This is a genomic window from Kamptonema sp. PCC 6506, from assembly GCF_000180455.1.
Taxonomy (GTDB): Bacteria; Cyanobacteriota; Cyanobacteriia; order Cyanobacteriales; family Microcoleaceae; genus Kamptonema; species Kamptonema formosum.
This window is the reverse complement of sequence record NZ_CACA01000037.1, coordinates 1-22,006: the sequence shown is the minus strand read 5'-3', so window position 1 is coordinate 22,006 and position 22,006 is coordinate 1. Positions and strand designations below refer to the sequence as shown.

The following is a 22,006-nucleotide window of genomic DNA, read 5'->3' as shown; positions in this document are numbered from 1 at the left end:
TTTTTCTGGGAGAATTTTCAACAGAAGAAATAGCATCTATAGCCGGATGGGACTATATTTTATCAGCCCTAGCTACTGTTGCATAATTTTGGAGAATTGGTATTAACGGGGGATTTTCCGCGCAATTTTGCCCAGAATCAAGACCCTTTTTTGGCGGTATTGCAAACCGATGCAGTACCGATACGCGATCGCTTGCATTCTGTTCCGAAAGAGTTAGCAAAAGCGGTTGATAACCCCAGAAACGGCAGAAAATCTAGTATCTCAAAAGTTAGCAAAGTAAGTTAGTAGACTTGCGCCCCCGCCTATCCCTCACCCCACCCAATGCTCCTATTAACTCTTATCACGCTTGCAATCTCCCTCCGTTAAATCCTCCTCCTTAGACGGCCCTCTATGGGGATAGTCGCCCACAGAAATCACGCTAATCTGCACCAGCGCCTCGCGATCGTTCACTGCCTTAGTATCTCTTGGCTTCACAGCAACTCTTCCTGAGTGTGGTTTTGGTTCTTGCTTCTCCAAGTGAATTTGAATCTTCGGGCCAGAGCGAGCCAAATGAATGATCAAACCGTCCACAACCGGAACCTGAGTTATGGGTTTGCCATCCAGGTAAGTACCATTCGTACCCAAATTAATCACTTCCCAATTCACACCGGTACGCCGCAACTCGACGTGGCGGCGGGAGACGACAGCGCTATAAAGAACGACGTGGTTATCAGTAGAGCGACCAATCCGAACGACCAATTCGTCTTCAAAGGCCCAGCTTCGGACGGGTATAGACTGCAATGGATGTAGCAGAGTGAGCTTAATCACATTGGCAACTTAGAGTGTTGGTAGGGAGCCCCAAGTAGCAATTTGAGATTTGAGATTTGAACTCTCAAATCCAAAATTGCTCTAAGAGAGTTGAAATAAAAATGAAACCATGTCTCCTTTGCCTAGAGAGATGCGATCGCCAGGCCGCAACCGATGGCGATTTCCCTTAGACAGGGGAGTATTGTTAATGTAAGTGCCGTTGGAACTGCCGACATCTTCGATGTAATAAGCATCTCCTTCCACTCGGATATCCGCGTGGGTGCGAGAAACCACTTCAGAATTAGGAAATCCTGAAACATCAACGTCTGGCGGCACAAGGTCATTTGGTTTGCCGATGTGAATTACCGATAAGTTTGCCGGTAATTCAACCGCAGTATTACTTTGGATGTGTACCAGCCGCGCCGCTTGCTGTTGCAGTTGAGTTCTCGCGGCTCCTCCTACAGGCATTGCCGCAGGGGGAGAGCTTTGAGCTGAAACTTGAGCACCTGGCTGTGCAACTGGAACCTCAATCGGTGCAGGGGCAGCAGTTACAGCACTGTTAGCACTGGATTTTTCCAGATTGGGCGATGCTACCGCCATTGTTACTGAAGGTTCAGGTTCAATCAACGGATCTGGTGACACTAAATTAGGCACAGCCGGAGATACAACTGTTGGCGGAATAGTTGAGGCACCTGCAACTGCTGTCTCAGCCTCGTGGGTTGAAGAACTTGGATGCAGGTTAAAGCCGCACTGTCCGCAGAAAGTAGCATCAGCCTGAACAGCCGCGCCGCAGTTGGGACAACTGGCAGTCGCGGGTAAAGGCGTGTAGCAAGCCTCGCACTGGTTGGCTCCATCAGGGTTTTGGTGATTGCAATTAGGACAGACAATCATTGATTTCTCCTTTACCGGCTGTGTCTTAGAGAACCGCCGCTGTCAGAACAGACAAGTAGACGGTCATATCTTAACAATTGTCATGCCTTTTGCGACTGTAGGTCTTCACCCGCCGTTGCATCTAATAGCCACCAAAGTTCGCCTTCTGGTTGGATAAGTCGGGCGGGGTAGGTAATGTCGTCACCTGAAGGGGCAAAAATTTGCGCGAGAGCTGGTTTTTTACTAGCCCCGGCGATGATGAAGATGACGCTGCGGGCGTGATTAATTAAGGGTACTGTAAATGTGATCCGGGGTTGACCGTCTTTGTTACCTACTGTAATCAGGCGATCGCGCACTTGCAAGGCCTCTGTTCCCGGAAACAGCGATGCTGTGTGAGCATCATCCCCAATTCCTAGCAAAATGATATCGAAAGTTGGAAACTCAAGAGCCGATACTTTAAAGAATTCCTGTAGCTGAGTTTCGTGAGTAAGGGCATCTTTTACAGGATCGCCAGCAGTGGTGGGCATCGGGTGAATGTTTGCTGCGGGAATTTTCACTTTGTCCAGCCAAGCCTGACGAGCCATCCGCTGATTGCTATCTGGGTGTTCTGGCGGTACGTAGCGTTCGTCACCCCAAAATACGTGAATTCGATCCCAAGGTAAGTCACAAGCTGCGATCGCTTCGTAGACGGGCTTAGGCGTACTCCCTCCAGCTAGAGCAATTGTACAGATGCCGCGTTCTGCTATGGCTGCTTGCATTTGAGAGCGGATAACTTCGAGCGATCGCTGTGTGAGCGCCTCTCGATCCGCTACAACTTCTACTATTTTTTTCATAGTGAAAATCTCACATCCCCTGTTTGTTCTTTTCAGCAAGCAATCGGCTTGCTGTTTACACTTTCCCGAATCGCTGCTGACACCCCATACATTAGCGATCGCTGTACTTATGATATATTAGGATAGAGTCAAATATTTTTCTAAATCCCAACTCAGAATCAAAAAAAACTCAACCATTACCCAATTAAACAATCTTAGCAACTTAGTGACAACTCTGACCAGATCGTAATTACCTATTTTCAATCTTTAATTTTTAATTTTTAATTCCTAAAACTATGTCTGCTTTTAAACTACTCCCTACATCTATCCGCCATCTCGCAGCCCAGTTTCGACCCTTGACTCAGCCTACAGTGTGGATACCAACGGTAATTTTTGCTGTAGGTGGATTATTTCTCTGGGAAGTGTCAGTACATCCAGAATGGTTGAACCTTGACGAGGAAGAAATTACTTCCTCAACTACTACAGAGCGAAATATCGGGCTATCTCTCGAAGACAGGATGATTGCCGCCGATATCGACACAGTGCCAGTCTTGGTAAACCAGTTAAACCGCTCCAGTGCAAGTTCTGTTTTACTCAATAGTCCCGTGCTGATCGCGAAGGGTTTGTTTGATGAAGTTCGCGATCGCCGCTTGGAAACTGCAAAACCAGATATCGCTCCCAACTCCTCCTTTACCGACAGATATTTCGCCCTTCCCGACTCCGAAATTACAACTGTCCCCATATCCGGTAATAAGAATCTGTTTAATTCCAATTCTGCTGCTAATTTGACTAATTCTGCTGTAGGCGGGGAGTTGGCGAAAGAATCTGCATCTCCAGCCACAGGCACTTCCGTATCTGCTACCAATTCCCCCAATTCTGGAAAGCCCAGCCCAAATTCGTTATCTGTAAGTCCTCTACAAGCAGCAATGGAAAAATACAGATCGGCTAACTCTCCCCCTCAAAAAACAGCCCAGACTTCTGATGTTACCAACTCTGGTAATTCTCCTTTGAAACCAACTGCAAATCCGGTTTTAACAGCTAATCAACCTCCATTTTCAAACCCTCCTGCAACTACTCCAGAACTTTTTCCGGGGTTCAATCCAAGTATACCCAGCACGACCCTAACTCCCCAGCCAACAAGTAGCATCCAACTCAATAGCCCTGCTCCAATTAACCCCCTAACTAACCCCTATCAAATTAACCAGTCCCACAATTCCTATCCAAATAATCAGGGTAACAATCCTTACCAGACCAATTTGCATAGCTCAGATCCTATTCCAGAAGTTCAACCTATTACACTACCCACACCTCCATCAACAGTACCAGGGATAGAATCATCACTCCCAAACAATTTCGGGCAATCAGCTTTTCCTAGTGCCATTCAGGGAAGCAAAGTAATTAACTCCAACTCTACCAATTCAGGAAATCTAGGATTTCCATCCGTTTCATCACCTAACCCTAACTTTGGAGCTACCTCTAACCAAGTAAATCAGACATGGCAACCGATTGGGCCTACCAGCGAGCCAGTCTCATTACCCCGTCCCATTCCCGGACGCTATATTGGCGGAGGCGAAATCAATACTTTTGCCAATCCTTAATCAGGCTAAGGGTTCATTTGAGACAAACTTAGGCACTAAGTCCGTAAAATCACTGAGAAGCAGGAACTCGCCCAGGCTTATTCAAGACAAACTTAGACACAGAGTCCGTAGCTTCACGGAGCATGATGATCTAGAAAAACTACGCTCTTACGAGCATCAGCAAAGATTCATTCACTAATTTTTTGTCAATTTCATAAAAGGCTCAATTTCTGTGAAGATTCCGTGAAACCTCCTGAATTCTGTTAATATTCACGATCGGATCGGCCATAATAGAAATTATGAACAGGGCTTACCAGGAAGAGGCAAAATTATGAAAACTATAGATTTGACTAAAGTAACACTAGCAGCCGCCGCAGCCCTAACTGCGATGCTGAGTATAACAACATCAGCCAACGCTGCCACTTTTGGAACTACAGGCATTAGTTTTGACCAGGATACCACTGTTAACTTTACATTCCTTAAGTCTCAGGGAGCAGCCATATCTTCCTTGGGAGTTTATAACGCCAATCAAGTCCTGCTAAAAAGCCTGTTTACAAAAGCAAATACCGCAGATGCAGGATATCAAGGCAATAGTTATGGTACGAATAGCTGGTTAGGAACTGCCACTAACTTAGTTGGTTCTGCTACCGCAAGCTTCACATTTCTTGCTAACCAAGTCTATAGCTTAGGACTCACCAGTACTTTGTGGGGCAGTAGCATACCGACTGTATTCTCTACAAGCAGTCACAATGGCGGTAGCCAGCAAGTGGTGTTTAATTCTACTGGTGGTTCCGAGGGAGTAAATTACGATAGTGCGGGTAGCCAAACCTCAGCAAGTCCCTTTGGTGCTCCTGTGGCAATTTCCTTCGAGGATACCCTGTGGGGTGACGGCGACTACAACGACTTCACAGTTTCGGCCCAAGCAGTACCCGAACCAATTACTATGGTTGGTATGGCACTTGGCGCTGGTGGAATGGCGATCGCTCGTCGTCGTCGCAATCGCAAAATAGCCTAATTCTAGGGGCTAGGGGCTAGGGGTTAGGGGCTAAGGGAAGAAGTTAGAAGAGGGTTTGAGCAATTAATGAGTTCCTAACTGCCTTTGCTGTTACTATTATTGTCAACCTGCAATTTTTGCCATCCACTAACTGAGTGTCGATCTAACTGAAGACAATCTATTTTTTTAAGATCAAGATTGAAAAGCATCACATCTTTAAATCCTGCTCGTAGCAATTCAGGTTCAGGATCTTCTAACTTCAATTCCAACATCACCTCGATATAGCCCGCCACACTTTCGGGGGTTTTTCGAGAAGAAATCAAGTATTCATGGTAGCTTCTACTTGTTGGGAATTTGAGTTTTTTTCAGGTAGTTCTGTATTTCTCGTGGTTGAACTTCCATAATTTTAACATACTTAGCAGACAGGAAAAATTACAGGGCTATCGCCCTTGATCTGTGACGCGATCGCACTCTCAAAATAAATGCGATCGCCCTCTTATTAACTCAATTCCAAAAGTTGCTTCAAAAACTCAATAAAAATTGCCAACGCCGGAACTTGCTGCTGCGTCTCCTCACTCACCCAATTATTATCAGCAATACTTGCCGTATTAGTCTTCCCCGGTTTGAGAACGCTGACAACAGTAGCGAGTAAAGCTTTGTTGCAATCAAAATTTTTCCATTTTAAAGATTTCATCTCTTCTTCAGAAAATTTATCTAGATACGAACGAGCTCTCTCCATGTAAACGGGGTAAGCTGTCTCTCCACAACTGCAAAGCAAAGTATCAAGTACGCCTTGTGAAGCATTATCTGGCAACACATAAATTCCTGTTCTCGGAATATTGATGTCTACCTCACCGGCTTGGTTGGGAAAATTAGGAAAGTATTTTTGTAAGCAATTACTATATTTTGTTACAATTTGAATGGGATTTGACTTGTCACAATCGGCAACTATACCAAATGCACCCAAGTCTGTTTGATATTCAGGATTATTGAATAAAATATCATCTAAAGTAGTCACAAGGTTGCTTCCCTCACCTGCATAAATTGCTACTGAGATAGTATCATTAAACAAAATAGAAGGCATATCAAGACGTTTGTACAAATTTCCTTGTTTGGGATAAATAGGAATAAATTTGCGCCAGAAAGGATCTAAACTTGACTTTAATCCTTTCAAATCTTCCCGAAAATCTTTAAAACCTAAAAGCTTGAGAACCTTACCTGTAAATGCCTGATCGTGTGGCCCTTCTACTCCAATAATGACATACTTCACACGCGAACCTCCTGACCCAAATCCTCCCGCAATCTTTGCAGTCTCTCCCGTTCAATTCTAACTGCTTTAGTTTGTAACTCTTCCTTCTCTAAACGATAAAGAACTAAGTCCGTCTCCAAATTGCTAGCATCCAAGATTGCATCAATTGTTTCTAAACTGTGGGTAGTTGCAAATAACTGCACGTTCATCTGTTTGCACCATTGTACAATCCACGAAAAGGAACTGCGAAGTGCTTCAGTATGAATTGCTGTTTCTATTTCATCAATCAGTAAAACTCCATCTCTGACTTTTATCAGTGTTAAAGCGATGAACAGCAAACGCCGCACCCCGTCACCAAAAATACTTAGAGGTGAAATACCTATTCGTTTATGGTCGATATATAGACTAGGACGTTTACCAGTTGGGGATAAAATTACTAAATCAGTAATTTCTGAATCCATTAATTGAAGTAATTTTATTACTTCCGGTTTAATTCCCAGAAAAACAGCTTCTGATAGCAAGCTAATTTGTAACTGTTCTATGCGGTGAGAGAATGGTGTTACTGTATCAATTGGTAGTACGGCTGTTGAGCGATTCTTCCTATTAATAAAACGCTGATTTTCCCAGATTTCAAAAGTTACGGATAATTCTTCACCTGGATCAAAACTTGTTGTAACATTTAGTTCTAACTCAGCACCCCGGAGAATATTGTCACTTTCTATTCCGTCACTTTCTATTTCAGATTCAGTGTTATTTTCCTTGTCATTTAACTCGTAAAATCCTTCAAATTCTTGGTAAATTGCCCTAGATTCTCTGACAGGAAAATCGCCATTCCCAGAAACATACGTTTCCCCCTCGTACAAATCAGCTTGATCTACTTCTCTATTTTGAGGAAACAACCACTTCAAAGCATCCAACTGAGGTTTGCGAGAATATTTAATCTCACGCCGCCATGATGTATTCAGCCATTCCAGAGGATCTAAGGGACGGCAATAAGTTGATATTGCTTCCAAAACACTGGTTTTACCTGAGTTGTTCGCGCCAACCAATAAGTTAATCTGTCCCAAGTCCTGCAAGGTCAAATCTCGCAGGCCTCGGAACCGATGGATAGTCAAATTATCGAGATGTTTCATAACACTAAACCTTCGGCTTAGCAGTTGATTGAACGTGCAACTCTTTCAACTGTTTATCATCCACCCCAGACGGCGCATTCGTTAACAAACACCCCGCCTGCTGCGTCTTCGGAAAGGCAATTACATCGCGGATCGACTCCTCACCAGCTAATAGCATCACCAATCGATCCAAACCGTAAGCAATTCCCCCGTGAGGCGGCGTACCGTACTCAAAGGCATCTAACAAAAAGCCAAACTTATTGTAAGCTTCCTCTGTCGATAATCCAATCGCCTCAAACACTTTTTCCTGAATTTCCCGCTGATAAATTCTACGAGAACCGCCGCCGACTTCAGTGCCATTTAAGACTAAATCGTAAGCTTGGGCTCGCGCCGTCTTCAGATCGTTAATATCATCAGGATGCGGTGCAGTAAACGGGTGATGTAATGCCTCTAAACGCTTCTCATCAGCATTCCATTCAAACATTGGAAAATCTGTCACCCACAACAGATTCATTTTATCCTTATCAATCAATCCTAGCTCTTGACCAACGGCTAAACGCAACCGATCTAAAGTCTTATTGACAGTTGGCGCATCACCAGCACCAAATAATAGTAAATGACCAGGTTCTGCACCCGTGCGAGTGAGTAATTCTTGCTTTTGTTCCTCTTTCAGGTTATCTTTAATTGCGCCAATCGTATCGATTTCGCCGTTATCCCGGACGCGAATATAAGCTAAACCCTTTGCGCCTGCTTCGTTGGCTTCTTTGAATAAGTCACCGCCTGGTTTAATTCGTACATTTGAGATGGCATCATTCCCGCCGGGAATTGGCAATACTTTCACAATCCCGCCAGAGGCTACAGCACCCGAAAATACCTTAAACCCGGAATCTTTCATTAAGTCGGAAACATCGACTAATTCTAATCCAAAGCGAGTATCTGGTTTATCGCTGCCGTAGCGTCCCATCGCTTCAGCATAGGTTAAACGGGGGAAAGGAAGGTGTAAATCAATCCCTTTAACAGTTTTGAATATGTGACAGGTTAAACCTTCATTTAATTCGAGGATTTCTTCCAGAGACATGAAGCTCATTTCCATGTCTAATTGAGTAAATTCTGGCTGTCTGTCGGCCCGCAAATCTTCATCGCGAAAACATCTGGCAATCTGATAATATCTGTCAAAACCAGAAACCATCAATAATTGTTTAAACAACTGCGGCGACTGTGGCAAAGCGTACCATTCCCCCGGATTGACGCGGCTGGGAACTAGATAATCTCTCGCACCTTCGGGAGTAGAACGAGTTAAAATTGGCGTTTCTACTTCGATGAAATTTTCCGCATCTTCGAGGTGACGGCGGATTGCTTTAACTACTTGGTGGCGGAGTTGCAAATTACGACTCATGCGATCGCGCCGCAAATCCAAATATCGATACTTCAACCGCAAGTCTTCGCGCACGCTTTCAGTTTCCGCCGTCGAAACCTGAAACGGTAACTGTTTGCGAACAGCATTCAATAACTCAATCTCGTGTGCATAAACTTCCACCTCTCCCGTCGCTAACTTAGGATTGAGGGAATCTTCAGGCCGTCGCGTCACTTTCCCCGTAATTCTAACCACATATTCGCTGCGTAAATGGTCAGCCGCTTCGTAGGAAGTTGGCGTGCGTTGGGGATCGCTGACAATTTGCACAAGTCCGGTGCGATCGCGCAAATCCAGAAAAATAACGCCACCGTGATCGCGCCGACGGTCTACCCATCCGCACAGGGTAACAGTCTCTCCAATACGATCGCTTAGGAGTTGGCCGCAATAGTGGGTTCGCATGATAGTTGATTCAGGTCTCTAGGCTTGATTACAGGTGACATACCAGTATAGAAGACAGCATAGCCTTTTGGATCGGCTTATTTACAGCCGCCCTGGGTACTAGCTTTTTTATAGGCATCTACAAATTAGCAATAGGGGCGCAGCATTGCCCATTGGTGTCAACTGCCATCCGAAAGCCCGTCAGGGGTTAAAACCCCTGCCTAATAGCTAAAGTCCTCTGAAGAGGACTGAAGAAAATTGTTAAATTTACAGCACTTTCCAGGTCAGTGAGGTACAGAGAAACCGGGTTTCTTGAATAAAACCGATTTCTGGCGATAAATAAGCGAAGAAACCCGGTTTCTGGGGTGTACTTCATAAACCTGGAATCCGCTGTATTAGTCCTCTTCAGAGGACTTGCTCTTTGAGACAGGGGTTTTAACCCTGTCGGATTAAGGGTTTGACGTTAAGTTGACACCTATGAGCATTGCCGCCCCCTATTCAACTAAACTGTCAACCTTCTAGATAAACCTGCTATTAGAATCAACACGACGAATACCAACCACAGAAGGCCGAGGTACAAGGCGAGCATCTTTCTCAATATTGCTCGGCCAACTGCTACCACGCAACACTACCCGCGTCTGAGTAAACAAACTCCCATTCAAATCCAGCATCTCGATCGATCGCTGCAACACAGTTCCGTCATCAATTGGGCAATCTTCTCCCGGATGCTGCACTGCAAGGATCAGCGTATTCCCAACTAAAGTTGGCCCAGTCATCTCGCAGCGGTTTGGCCCGTAAGCAAAGGGAATCACCTCTCCGGCATTCGCGCCTGTAGTGGGAATCATAAACAGCCAGTTGTTGCCGAAAATTCCCGTAAACTCAGCTATATTCCCCGACTTGCTGTGATCGATGGAGTTTGGCTTGCCAGCGGCACCGACATCAAAACCGTTGTGAGTACCAGTAGACATATCCGTGACCCCCCAAACGTTTCCTTGGCGATCGAAAAGGATGTTGTCTACACTGGCGAAACCAGCGCCATCTTTCGCCCCCGCTTCTCCACCTTGGGCAAACCGTTGCCAGCGGAAAGTTGTACCAGTACCATCAGCGCTGTTTTCAATAATCTTGTAAAGCCCTCCCGACTGCTGGACGCTGTTGACATTGCGGTTGTACTTGGCGACAACAAAAATGCGGGAGTCAGGATAGCCGTCACTTCCGGGTGCGCCGTCAGTATAGGCAATGAAAACTTCCTTAGTCAGCGGGTTAATTTCTAAATCCTCTGGCCGCGCTGTGGGAGTTCCACCAATGAGATTGGCTGCTAAAAAGGCATCGACTAAAACTGCACCTTGACTGGTGTAGAAATCTGCGAGGGTCTTATTGCGATAATCTGACAGCACTTTGGCTTCATTGGTAGTATCCACCACGAAGGAACCGCCGTCGTCAGTTTGACCGGCAATTCCTTTGCGCTTTGGTAAGCGGAAGGGAGCATTTCTTTGAGCTTGACCGAGACTTGCGATCTCAGCTTCAGCGAGAATTGAGGGTGCGATCGGATTGGTACGAGCATTTAAGGTTAAGGGAATCCATTCGCCTGTAAAGTCGCGGTTGTAACGAGCTACATACAGCGTCCCGTTTTCAAACAAGCCGCTGTTACTTTTGTCGTTGATATCTCCAATTGTCCCATTGCTGACAAATTTCCAGGTGTGGCCACCTCGGCGATCGTCTCCCATGTAAGCGACTAGCCGCCCCCCTGCTTCTGCGCGAATGGCAATGTTTTCGTGGCGGAAGCGCCCTAACCAGGTGTGTTTGCGGGGGCGGAAGTTGGGTTCAGCGGGATCGACTTCGACCATCCAGCCGTACTTTTCGCCGGTTAAGCCGAACTCTGAACCTGTCGTGCCGTTAATGTAGCTTGTCTGGCTGCCATTCGGTTTGATGTTTTCCTGAACTCCGACGAAAAATAGTTCGCTACCTTGAAAGTTTTCTTCGCCAGAGAGAATGGTTCCCCAAGGAGTGGTGCCGCCTGAGCAATTGTAAGCGGTGCCGATGATGCGGTTGCCGAGGCCGTCTGAGTTGACTTGCTCGAAAACTTGGGTAGCGGCGGGGCCAGTGCCGTATAAGAAGTTATTGTCGCCTTGTCTGTTGCCCCAAGATGTGACGTTTTTATATTGGTCAGAACGCTGGCTGTTGATGGCTAAGCCAGAAAGACCGTGAATGCGGCGGTTTTTGGAGTCACTGGGGACTACTTGGAAGCGATCGCTGGTTTTGACAATTCGGAGGATGGAGCCGCCTAAGTTGTACATGAACTCGCCCAGGGTGGCGCGATTTTTCACAGATAAATCTAGACCGAGTACGGTGCGATCTGTGGTTGGGAAGGCTGTGAGGTCTTCCGTTGTCTCGGCTGGCGCTACCTTGGACATGGGGTAGGAGACGTATTCGTGATTGACCCAGAGGTAGCCGTCGCTGTCGCTGCCGCGATTGGGGATGAAGGCGGTGTAATCGCAGTTGTAGCCGAAGTAGTCGGCTCGATCGGGGAAGACGCGATCGCCCCAACGCACTATTACATAACGTTCGTACTCTGGCGGTACGATCACGTCATCCATAACGGTGTAATTTACCAGCTTGGTATCTGCTGAGGCAGGTGCGATCGTGCCCTTCTCGATTCCTGTTGGTATGAAGCTCGACCGTTTTTGGTAAATGGGGAGCGGGTGGGGTAGGCGTACTGGAGTAAAGGTCAGGGGAACTTGAGCCTGAGCTACGGCGGAGTCGCCCAATAATTTTTGACTTAGTTGGGGCGCTAGTACGCTTGCGGCAGCACTGCTTCCAAAGAAAATTAGTAATTGCCTGCGAGTAATTTGTGACATGAAACTGTTTTAGCCCTGACTCACGTTTTTAATATTTATTTCTCCCATAGAACATACCCCTGTCAAGTTAAAGTTCGTTAATGCAATTGTTAATAAATATCGATCGAATAGTATAGCTTTATTGGCTGTTTCTTAATCTAAGAATAATCTATCTAAAGTAGCTTTCGCGATCTAAAGTGTTAAATTTATGCTATGTTTCCCCTTATTTTTGAAAAATACTTTCTGCTTTTGCCACAATCAGTCATCTCTAAAGCCAGGGTCATTTTCTATCAAGCGCCGTCGTTCGGAGAAGGGTAAGCTGGTTTGGGAAGCTGGAAAACTTGCTTGAGGTAAATTAGTATTTCTTAAACCTAATAGGATTTTAGCATCGCCGAAATATCTAGTCCACTGGTCAATGCGAGTATCTCTCTGCCACTGCGATCGCGAAACCCTTGACCGCAGAATTGGGACTACTTGCTTCTGCCGATCTATTAAAATGACGATCGAAATTTCGGTAAGATTCGGATCGGCTTTAAATTCCCGATCTATTGAAGTTTTAGCATATTCTTCTGCTTGCTGAATTAAGCTGCCAAAGGACTCGCTACCATTAGAATTGATAGTAAAGTCGAGTTCTTTAATTTCACCTAAAGCCGTTGATGCGATCGCTGCTAAACTTAATATTCCGCAAATTATTCCTCGTAGTAAATAACGCCACGCACCCATTAGTTTCACTCTCATTTCTGTATAGGCGCTTCTAAGCTTAACAGCTTATTATTAAATTCATTTTAAACTTTGTTTAACGATTAATTGTGTTATGATTAACAATTAGCCATTAAAAAACTGGATTACTCTTAGGTAAAACCTGTAAGTAAACCAGCTTTTGCGGTCAATCTAAAAGGAGGTGGCGATTGCCTTTAATGACGATTAGACTTATCAAAAAAAGCTGTTAGCGCATTCCAAGCCGACCTAGCAGCATCAGTGAGTTTCACACCAATTGACTCAATTTCGCTGACAATAACGTGCCAGTTTTTATCAGCTTCTCTTTGGATTTGTTCGACAGCTTGCTCAATGCGATCGCGTTCAATCAACTTATTTTCTTCTACCGCTGTTCGTGCTTCCCGAACCGCTTTTAGATAAGTATCGCGGCTGACTTCACCAGCAGACTGTACCTCTGCCTGTGCTCGCGTTTTAATCGCATCTACTACCAGCCAATTTTTCTCAGCTTCCTGTTGCACTAACCGCACGGCTTCTTCCATCCGTTCTTTAACAGTAATCTGATTTTCTTCAACACTTTGCTGGGCTTTTGTCACCGCTTTTTCATAAGCCTCGCGAGTCAAATCGGTAGCTGCTTGCATTTCTGTTTGCACTCGCTTCTTAACCGCTTCAAATAGCGCAGCAGTTTCCTTAATCACATCTTCGCTAGCGTTAGGCATCTCTGCTTTTACCAAGTCTGTAGTTTCTTCACTGACCGGCCCAACAATTGAAGACTCTTGGGGGATATTAGTTTCATCTGTCATAATCGTTTCTCCTAAATTAATGAGAACTGAGGACTCTGAATTTTGACTTTTGTAGACCTTCGTAAGGTGGGCGCTCGCTGCCAAAAAGCTGTAACTTATAGTCGTAGATGGTTATCAGCGAGCGCCCACCCTACATTTAAGTATGCCTGGAAAGTTGCAATTACCAGTTACCAGTTACCAGTTATCAGTTAACAGTTAACAGTTAACAGTTAATATCTACAATTGTTGCTCTAGCTTCAACAAATTCTCAATCCGTGCTTCTGTTGAAGGGTGAGTAGAGAATAGATTTTTCAACCAATCACCAGAGAAAGAATTGATGATCAAAAGCGGTTCAAAAGCGGGATTACCATCCAACGGCATCTGCCTTGCGCTGCTTTCTAAACGTTGTAAAGCACGGGCCAAAGCACGGGGATTTCCAGTTAACTTAGCCGCACCCGCATCAGCAGAAAATTCCCGCGTGCGTGAAATTGCCAACTGAATCACCGATGCTGCTACAGGGGCCAAAATAATACTCAACAACAACCCCAAAGGATTGCGACCATTGTCATCATCTCGCGAACCCCCAAACCACATACTATAACTCGCCATTTGTGCTAACAAAGAAATAGCACCAGCAACCGTAGCCGCAACAGCTTGGGTGAGAGTATCGCGATTATTAATGTGGCTTAATTCGTGCGCGAGTACGGCTTCAAGTTCATCATCAGGCAACATATTCATAATGCCTTCAGTAACAGCAACCGCAGCGTGTTCTGGGTCACGACCAGTGGCGAAAGCATTAGCCGCCGGACTAGGAATAATGTAAACTGCCGGCATAGGCAAACTCGCACGCTGTGACAAATTTTCTACTATGCTATAAAGTCCCGGCGCTTGATTAGGAGTTACTGGTTGAGCTCCGTAAGCTGCTAAAGCAATTCGATCGGAGTAAAACCAAGAACCCAAATTCATCACGGCAGCTAAGGCAATACCGATCAGAGCGCCACCACTGCCTCCAATTACCCAATAGCTAACGGTAACTAAAAGACCGCTTAATAGGCCTAACAATGCAACAGTTTTTACTTGGTTCATTTGCGTGTTCTCCTTCCGGCAGTCGCTTCTCTAGTAATCTATGTAAGTGAGCAATTTGATTGCTTTTTATACTTATTGACATTGTATCGGTACTTTACAGGCTGAGCATGGAGGAGAACGCGAATCCAGAGGTACGGTTTAGCGTACCTGAGAAGGAAGAAGGAAGATTTAAGCTCCTGAAACTTGTTATAAAACTGGCTTGTGGTTTGCTAACTGGAAAGCTGACAATAGCAAAATCACCCCAGAATTAAATATAGATAAGAACTAGACCAGATAGATGATTTACAAAATTTATAATCACTCAGGCTTTTCTTTAATATTCTCTTTTACATCTGCCGCATCTTCCTGCTTATTTTCAGACAAATTTATCCCTTCTTTCATCGACATAAAATAATATTTACTAGAGCCAATTCGCTGCGAACTATAAATACCAGCATGACCTGAAAAAACATAGCTCATTACACAAGCAATAGCAATAAATACCCCCGATTCCAGACCAAAAAGTTCAATTCCCATTAAAGTTGAAGCTATCGGTGTATTCGCTGCACCGCCAAAGACAGCAACAAACCCCATTCCTGCCAATAAAGGTGCTGGCAAAGCCAAAATTAAGGACAAAGCATTGCCTAATGTTGCACCAATAAAAAATAGAGGAGTCACTTCTCCTCCTTTAAATCCGGCCCCTAAAGTCAAAGCTGTTAACGCTATTTTTGCAGCAAAATCCCAGGGCGGTAACTGACTGTAAAACGCATCGACAATGGTAGGAATACCTAAACCGATGTACTTACTCGATCCCATCGCCCAGACACTCAGTACAACAATCGTACCACCGATCGCAGGACGTAAAGGAGGATAGGAAATTTTTGCTTTGAAAAAGTGGCTAATTTTGTGAGTTAATTTAGCGAAAATCATTGCTACAATCCCGAAGATTGCACCAGCGATAATGGCAGAAATAAGCGCCATTGGGGTGATGGTTGGTACAAAGGGAGCATGGCGGTATGCTGTATGATGTAATCCCAAAACTAGGGTAATGCGATCGCCTACAACCGCTGCAACTAAACAAGGAAAAAGAGCATCATGTTGAATAGTTCCTATTGCTAAAACCTCTAAGCCAAAGATAGTTCCAGCTAAGGGAGTTCCGAAAACGGAAGCAAATCCACCACTGAGAGCCGACATTAATAAAATTCGTCGATTAGCGTGTTTAAAGTGGAAGATTTTAGTTAATTGATCCGCAAGTGATGCAGCAATTTGCAGTGCTGTCCCTTCACGACCTGCGGAACCCCCAAATAAATGAGTTATATCTGTACCTAACAGCACCATTGGAGCCATTCGTAACGGAATAATATTTTTGGGGTTATGAATCTCTTCTAATAAAAGATTATTTCCGGCTTCTACCTGCTTTCCATATTGATGATAAATCCAGCCACTTAAGAATCCCGCTAAGGGCAATAGGGCTATTATCCAGAGATGAGATTCTCGCCAATTTGTTGCCCAATCTAAAGATACTAGGAGAGCCGCAGAACCTAAGCCGGAAAGAATGCCAACAATACAAGCAATGATGAACCACTTGCTGAGTTGGGGGATTGCAATAAATTGCTCAAATTGCTCAAACCATTTCATAATCAAACTCCTATTTGTGACTTTGGTAACGCCGCGCTCTGGGCGGTTTAAATACCCTTCCGAGGGCGGTACTACGGATATATTTCCTAAATGTTTTGGCAGGTTAAATTTGGCGCTCTTCTACCAAAATTACGGGAATAGAACTATTTTCTATCACTGCTTGCGATACGGAACCAACTAATACCTTTTCCCAAGGTTGATATCCCCGTTTTCCCATCACAATATCTGTCACTTGATACTGTTCTGCGACGCGCATAATTTCCTCTGGAACTGAGCCAGTAATGGTAATGAATTGATGGCGAATATCTGCCAGTAATTTTTGAGTGCGATCGCGCAGTTGTTCTACAGCCTCTTTTTCTACAATATTAATGATGTGTAATACAATTACTTCACCATCAACACGACGTGCTAGGCTTGCTGCTTTGAGTAAAACCTCTGTAGAAAAGGGAGAAGTATCGACTGCTGCTAATATTATATTACAAGTTACTACTGTTACTTTTGTCGGATCGATTTCTCCCCGTTCTAACAATTTTGGGGCAAACATGGGAATTCCCCAAGCGCCTATCGGTGCTGTTATCAAAATTGAGAGAACAGCAACGGCTAAGATAATTTCTCCTCCTTCAATTCCCATAGATAGAGGAATACCACCAATGGCAGCTTGAACGGTGGCTTTTGCCATATTTCCGGGTAGCAAAAATAGTCTTTCTCGCCAATTCCAATTACTACCCAAGGTCGAGAAATACCAACCTATAGTGCGACCAATGAACAAGCCAATTGCCAATACAAAAAGCCCCGGCAAAAAAGTCTTCCCTAATACCTGAAGTTGAATACTGGCTCCCAATAAGACAAATAAAACAATCTCAGCGACAATCCATAAGCTGTCAAATCCACCGCGTAGTCGTCTAGCTAAAGGTGGGTCGAGTTCAATCAAAAAAAAGCCCATTGCCATTGCTGCCAAATAGCCAGAGTAGGGGAAAGCTTGCTCAAAAATTACTAATAGAAGCGCAATACTGGCGGCAATTAATACATCTTGTACGGCGTTTTGCGTCCAGTTTTGTTGAGTTAGTAGAGATACAGTTAAACGAGCAGCAATGTAACCAATTAAGACCCCAAATCCTACTTCTATTGCTACCTGAAAGGGGAGCAATTGAACTGCGCTTAGGCTAAATCCTCCAGGGAAGATAATATTTTCAACTTTTCCCCGATCGAAGAAACTTAAAAGTAAGCTAAAGACTAACAGTAATAAAACATCAGATAGGGCGCTACCCGTAAGAATGGCATCGGGAATTCCTTTGGTGACACCCCAGCCTAAACTTTTTAGTCGTAGCATTCCAGGGACAATTACAGCGGGTGATTCTGCACCAATTACACAACCTAAAAGTAAGCCTGTGGGAAAGTCGAATTTAAAAATTAGTATCGCAGCGAATGCGATCGCAATTGCCTCAATTGCTGCTGGTAAAACTCCTAACCGCAGCGCCACAGTTCCCTGCTGTGCCAGCTTTTCTCGATCTAATCCTAATCCCGCTTTCATCAGGATGATCGTCACTGCCACAATTCGTAGATTATCCGCCGATTTCAGCACTTCAGGACTCAGGACATCGCTAACTTGTGGCCCTAAAACTATCCCTACCAAAATCATTCCAATCAGAGGCGGAGCACCTAAGCAACGGGCAATTTGACCCGCAAAAAAGCCCATCAATAAAATCCATAGCGCACTAGCTAACATGAGATTCCTTTCTCCAGATTCTGGGTATGGACAAAGGCTTGCTAGGTATGAGAGGTTAGTGAAAAGTTTTCACGCCCCTACTCTCCAGCAGCAAGCCAGAAAAGTAGGAGCCATCAGCCTTTTAGTGTTTTAGTTAACGTTAGGAAAGAATCACTAGCAGGCGGTTTTGGCGAGCTCCATTGCCGTTGGGATTATTATAGCATCTTTGGTGAACCCCATTAGTATTTTTATAAGTATTTTTAGGAAATCAACTGTGATGTCGTTATTGGTGGTATTAACTAATCGTTTGGTATGGCGACCTCTTTACCGTTTGGCACAAGAAAAATATCAATTGCTGGTTTAATTAAGATTTTTAGGTGTATAATCTTAGGAGTTGAGTGCTGGCAAAATCCAACAGTTCTCCTTTCCAAACTAATGATAAGGATGATATTCACATGGAAATCACAGAAGAATTTAAACAGTTAGAGCTGCTACTTGAATTTAATCAATCTGTATCTTCTGAATCAACATTTTCTAATAGTGAACGTTTTGGAACATTTCAAGATAGTATGAGCGCTCCTATTCACCGCTGGTTTAAGTATCCGGCTGGCTTTAGTTATAAATTGGTAGAGGAGCTTATTTCTGACTTTAACCTCAACTCTAAATCCTTAGTAATCGATCCTTTTGCTGGATGTGGAACTACAGCGGTGACTGCTAAGCAAAACGGTATTAACTCTATTGGAATTGAAGCGCATCCTTTTGTATATTGGGTAGCTCAAGCCAAGTGTTTCTGGGAATATGACATGAAAAAACTCCGCCAGAGTATCACCAATTTACTTGCTTACCTCCAGTCCCCACCACCTTTCCCAGGTTCGGATGTTTTGAAAAACTTTCCTGAACTTTTGGGTAAGTGTTACTCTGATGAAAACTTGTGGGTTCTCAAATTTATTCGTGATTCTATAGAGTCATTTGTTTGTACGAAAGAAGAAAAAGATTTCTTGAAAATAGCTCTAACTGATTCATTACGAACAGCATCAAAAGCTGGTACTGGTTGGCCATATATTGCACCTAGCAAATATCACCAAAAGAATGAACAACCAGCTTTAAGAGTATTTGGCGAAACACTCTGGGGAATGTATAAAGATTTAACAATTGTCCAAGCTAACTGTCACTTATAATTTTTCCAATTTGGAGGAAACAGTAACTTTCTTAGCCTCCTACGATCAAGAAAAAGATATGGATACATCAAATTCTCCTGTTCTACTAAGTACCTCAGCACCTTTACCAACAAACTTAGAATTCGCTGAAGCTATTGAGCTTGATGAAGATGAGGAACTTAGTGAACTTGATGAGTAGCAATATCAATTATCAATCTCGCTACTCCTCCTTCTTGACAATTTATATTCTTTCCATTATACTAAAAAGACGGAGACACTTTAACCAAAGTTCGCAAATACAGGGGCAATTACAGCAAGAGTCACTAATAATAAATAGCGACAATTGCTCTACAATAAAATAGTTATTTGGACAGAAAAAATGAGCAAAAAACTAACAATTACAGCAATCAGTCTTATCTTTCCCCTATTTTTCCCGACAATTAGTCTAGCACAGTCAGCATTGCAAGACATTCGGCAAAACGGCGTTCTCAAAGTAGGAATTAGGAAAGATGCCGCTCCTTTTGGCTATACAGAAGGCGACAATTGGAAAGGCCTTTGTGTGGAAGGCATGGAAATATTTAGAGCCAGTCTTGAAAAGCAATTAAATCGCTCCGTTCGATTAGAAAAACTGGAAACAGTTCTCGATGAATCTTCGCCTCAAGGTCGCTATCGCAGCATTACCAGCAAACGCGCTCACCTTGAATGTGGCCCCAATACTATTAACAAAAATTCGCCGACGGGGATTGCTTTTTCTCTACCATTTTTGTACAGTGGCACCTATTTAATGGTAAAACCCGAAAACAGGCTCAGAGTCAACCCTTCTGGCTTCCTCCAAGATCTTACCATTGGCGTGTTGGGAGATTCCCTCACCCAGCAATTTATAGCTGGACGCTATCAATTAGCTAACCAGAAAGTTTATCAAGGACAATCAGGAAGACAAACAGCAGTAAAAGATGCCGTAGAAGGTAAGATAGATGCCTTGGCTAGCGATGGTATACTGTTGGTAGGAGAAGCATTAAGACAGGGTTTAAATCCCAACCAATATGCTCTAATTCCCGAAAAGCCTTTGACTTGTATTGCTTACGGGATGATCGTTCCAGCTAATGATTCTGAATGGAAAGAAATTGTTAACAATTTCATTCGCAATAACTCATCTCAAACTCTTCTAGAACGCTCGTTTGGAGCCAATTCTCCTCTGATAACGATCAGTGTTGCAGATCAAGATAAGTGTATCTGATCGCAGTTAACTGTTAACGGTTAAGTGTTAACATTTAACCATTAACCGTTACCAAGAATGCTGCTGCTTTCAGGAGAAGCGATAGGGTAAGAGTCTCATCTATAGCGCGATCGCCCTCTCACTTACAAGATCGAACGCGCTGCTAGCACCTATCAAAAATAGCAAATCCTAAAAAAAATCTAAAATCTCCCATCCATTACCCTTTAGACTGGATGGAGGAACATTTCAAACAGGTTCAGGAGGGTCGGCAGTGACAGAGAAAAATTCCTCATCCTCTACCATACCGACCTATTCTCGCAACGAACTGCGGGAATTAGTGCGATCGCAGCTACAGGCATTACTAGAACAAAGCGACCTCAAAGGAGCTAAAGCCATTCTAGTGCCCGTCCAGCCTCCTGACATAGCCGAAGCGATCGAAGGCTTACCAGAAACCATGCAAGTAATAGCCTTCCGCTTACTCTCCAAAGACGAAGCGATCGAAGTCTACGAACACCTCGACTCCAGCGTACAGCAGGCACTCTGCGAAGAATTCAAACGCCAAGAAGTCCTCGACATCGTAGATAAAATGTCCCCCGATGACCGAGCGCGGCTATTTGATGAACTGCCCGCAACAGTCGTTCGTCGCCTCTTGGCCCAACTGAGCCCAGCGGAACGCCAAGCAACCGCCCTGCTTTTAGGTTACGAAGCCAACACCGCAGGGCGGATCATGACCCCAAAATACATCTCCCTTAAAGAAAGCCTCACCATTACCGAAACCCTAGAACGCATACGCACATTAGCCCCCACTACTGAAACCATCTATTATCTCTACGTCACTGACGCTGCCCGTCGTCTGACGGGAATTTTAACTTTGGGGGATTTAGTCACATCACCCCTTGATAAAACTATTGGCGAAATTATGACCCGCGATTTAGTGTCAGTCCAAACCGACACGGATCAAGAAGAAGTCGCCAGACTCATCCAGCGTTACGACTTTCTTGCAGTCCCAGTAGTAGACAGCGAACAGCGTCTCGTCGGCATCATCACCGTTGACGACGTAATTGATATCTTGGAGGAGGAAACCACCGAAGATATTTATGCTTTAGGCGGTCTCCAATCCGGCGGCGACAATTATTTTCAGACAGATTTATTCACCGTTGCCCGCAAGCGAGTTGTTTGGTTATTTGTTTTACTCCTAACAAATACTGTCACAGGCACGATTATCCGATCGCAAGAAGACATTTTGCAGCAAGTAGTAGTGCTCGCTGCATTTATTCCCCTACTCACAGGTACAGGGGGTAACGTCGGAGCCCAGTCCTCAACCGTTGTGATTCGCGGCTTAAACACCGACGAAATTCGGGCAATGGGCCCCCTGCAAGTAATTTTGCGGGAAGGTATGGCAGGGGCGTTACTAGGCTCGATATTGGGCCTAGTAGCAACGGTCTGGGCCTATGTTCTCCAGGGGAATTTACCAGTAGCAGTAGCGGTGGGTACAAGTTTATTAGCGATCGCAATGTTAGCCTCCGTCGCCGGTTCGGCCCTCCCCTTCCTCTTTCGTTCCTTGGGATTAGACCCCGCCTTAATGTCCGCCCCCTTTATCACCACCGCCGTAGATGTCCTTGGGGTTCTGATTTATTTTGGCACAGCCAGACTCATCTTACAAATATAAGTAGAAGGGGCTAGGGGCTAGGGGCTAGGGACTA

Annotated in this window: 19 protein-coding genes and 1 riboswitch; of the genes, 6 read left to right on the top strand and 13 right to left on the bottom strand. The window is 44.5% G+C overall.

Annotated features, from left to right (window positions below; all coding sequences use genetic code 11):
- Window positions 1–330 precede the first annotated feature (330 nt).
- The 3 genes from OSCI_RS02140 to pgl all read right to left on the bottom strand — a co-directional run bounded on the left by OSCI_RS02140 (window position 331) and on the right by pgl (window position 2,489).
- Window positions 331–807 carry an FHA domain-containing protein gene (locus tag OSCI_RS02140; protein ID WP_007353208.1) on the bottom strand — a complete coding sequence of 159 codons (477 nt, stop codon included), beginning with the start codon at window positions 805–807 and terminating at the stop codon, window positions 331–333.
- 81 nt (window positions 808–888) lie between these two features.
- On the bottom strand, window positions 889–1,677 hold the full coding sequence (locus OSCI_RS02135; protein WP_007353207.1) for an FHA domain-containing protein: 789 nt from the start codon (window positions 1,675–1,677) through the stop codon (window positions 889–891).
- 80 nt (window positions 1,678–1,757) lie between these two features.
- Complete coding sequence (gene pgl / locus OSCI_RS02130) at window positions 1,758–2,489, bottom strand: 6-phosphogluconolactonase (protein ID WP_007353206.1); 732 nt, start codon at window positions 2,487–2,489, stop codon at window positions 1,758–1,760.
- Between the two features lie 275 nt (window positions 2,490–2,764).
- On the opposite strand from pgl, the gene OSCI_RS02125 reads away from it, so the two are divergent.
- Both OSCI_RS02125 and OSCI_RS02120 read left to right on the top strand, forming a co-directional pair.
- The gene (locus OSCI_RS02125) at window positions 2,765–4,066 is read left to right on the top strand and encodes a hypothetical protein (RefSeq protein ID WP_007353205.1); all 1,302 of its coding nucleotides are present in this window, start codon (window positions 2,765–2,767) and stop codon (window positions 4,064–4,066) included.
- Window positions 4,067–4,376: 310 nt separating this feature from the next.
- Window positions 4,377–5,060, top strand: coding sequence for a PEP-CTERM sorting domain-containing protein (locus OSCI_RS02120; protein WP_007353204.1), 684 nt, complete (start codon window positions 4,377–4,379; stop codon window positions 5,058–5,060).
- Between the two features lie 74 nt (window positions 5,061–5,134).
- On the opposite strand, the gene OSCI_RS02115 is transcribed toward OSCI_RS02120, so the two are convergent.
- The 10 genes from OSCI_RS02115 to OSCI_RS02070 form a co-directional block, all read right to left on the bottom strand.
- The gene (locus OSCI_RS02115) at window positions 5,135–5,362 is read right to left on the bottom strand and encodes a hypothetical protein (protein WP_019487016.1); all 228 of its coding nucleotides are present in this window, start codon (window positions 5,360–5,362) and stop codon (window positions 5,135–5,137) included.
- Window positions 5,363–5,538: 176 nt separating this feature from the next.
- Window positions 5,539–6,309, bottom strand: coding sequence for a DUF3226 domain-containing protein (locus OSCI_RS02110; RefSeq protein ID WP_007353202.1), 771 nt, complete (start codon window positions 6,307–6,309; stop codon window positions 5,539–5,541).
- Window positions 6,306–7,421: an AAA family ATPase gene (locus tag OSCI_RS02105; protein ID WP_007353201.1), complete on the bottom strand. Its 1,116-nt coding sequence runs from the start codon at window positions 7,419–7,421 to the stop codon at window positions 6,306–6,308. Before OSCI_RS02105 ends, OSCI_RS02110 begins: the two co-directional genes overlap by 4 nt.
- Window positions 7,422–7,425: 4 nt before the next feature.
- Entirely contained in the window at window positions 7,426–9,213 is a 1,788-nt protein-coding gene (gene aspS / locus OSCI_RS02100) for an aspartate--tRNA ligase (RefSeq protein ID WP_007353200.1), read from the bottom strand.
- A 497-nt stretch (window positions 9,214–9,710) separates the two neighbouring features.
- Window positions 9,711–12,047, bottom strand: a complete 2,337-nt coding sequence (locus OSCI_RS02095) for a PhoX family protein (protein WP_007353199.1) — start codon at window positions 12,045–12,047, stop codon at window positions 9,711–9,713.
- A 237-nt stretch (window positions 12,048–12,284) separates the two neighbouring features.
- Entirely contained in the window at window positions 12,285–12,749 is a 465-nt protein-coding gene (locus OSCI_RS02090; RefSeq protein ID WP_007353198.1) for a hypothetical protein, read from the bottom strand.
- A gap of 191 nt (window positions 12,750–12,940) precedes the next feature.
- A complete protein-coding gene (locus OSCI_RS02085) occupies window positions 12,941–13,543 on the bottom strand; it encodes a hypothetical protein (RefSeq protein ID WP_007353197.1) in 603 nt (200 codons plus the stop codon).
- Between the two features lie 216 nt (window positions 13,544–13,759).
- Window positions 13,760–14,608, bottom strand: coding sequence for a zinc metalloprotease HtpX (locus OSCI_RS02080; protein ID WP_007353196.1), 849 nt, complete (start codon window positions 14,606–14,608; stop codon window positions 13,760–13,762).
- Between the two features lie 297 nt (window positions 14,609–14,905).
- A complete protein-coding gene (locus tag OSCI_RS02075; RefSeq protein ID WP_007353194.1) occupies window positions 14,906–16,225 on the bottom strand; it encodes a voltage-gated chloride channel family protein in 1,320 nt (439 codons plus the stop codon).
- Window positions 16,226–16,328: 103 nt separating this feature from the next.
- Window positions 16,329–17,951 carry a cation:proton antiporter gene (locus OSCI_RS02070; RefSeq protein ID WP_007353193.1) on the bottom strand — a complete coding sequence of 541 codons (1,623 nt, stop codon included), beginning with the start codon at window positions 17,949–17,951 and terminating at the stop codon, window positions 16,329–16,331.
- Window positions 17,952–18,048: 97 nt separating this feature from the next.
- A riboswitch (Fluoride riboswitch) is annotated at window positions 18,049–18,144 on the bottom strand.
- Window positions 18,145–18,328: 184 nt separating this feature from the next.
- Between OSCI_RS02070 and OSCI_RS02065 the strand changes: the two genes are divergently transcribed.
- The 4 genes from OSCI_RS02065 (at window position 18,329) to mgtE (ending at window position 21,972) form a co-directional block, all read left to right on the top strand.
- Window positions 18,329–19,108 (top strand): DNA methyltransferase, encoded by a 780-nt coding sequence (locus tag OSCI_RS02065; protein ID WP_019487013.1) that lies wholly within the window; start codon window positions 18,329–18,331, stop codon window positions 19,106–19,108.
- Window positions 19,083–19,286, top strand: coding sequence for a hypothetical protein (locus tag OSCI_RS02060; protein WP_039961557.1), 204 nt, complete (start codon window positions 19,083–19,085; stop codon window positions 19,284–19,286). The genes OSCI_RS02065 and OSCI_RS02060 overlap by 26 nt, the downstream gene beginning before the upstream one ends.
- 180 nt (window positions 19,287–19,466) lie before the next feature.
- A complete protein-coding gene (locus OSCI_RS02055) occupies window positions 19,467–20,324 on the top strand; it encodes an amino acid ABC transporter substrate-binding protein (protein WP_007353189.1) in 858 nt (285 codons plus the stop codon).
- A gap of 250 nt (window positions 20,325–20,574) precedes the next feature.
- Window positions 20,575–21,972 carry a magnesium transporter gene (mgtE, locus tag OSCI_RS02050; RefSeq protein ID WP_007353188.1) on the top strand — a complete coding sequence of 466 codons (1,398 nt, stop codon included), beginning with the start codon at window positions 20,575–20,577 and terminating at the stop codon, window positions 21,970–21,972.
- Window positions 21,973–22,006 lie beyond the last annotated feature (34 nt).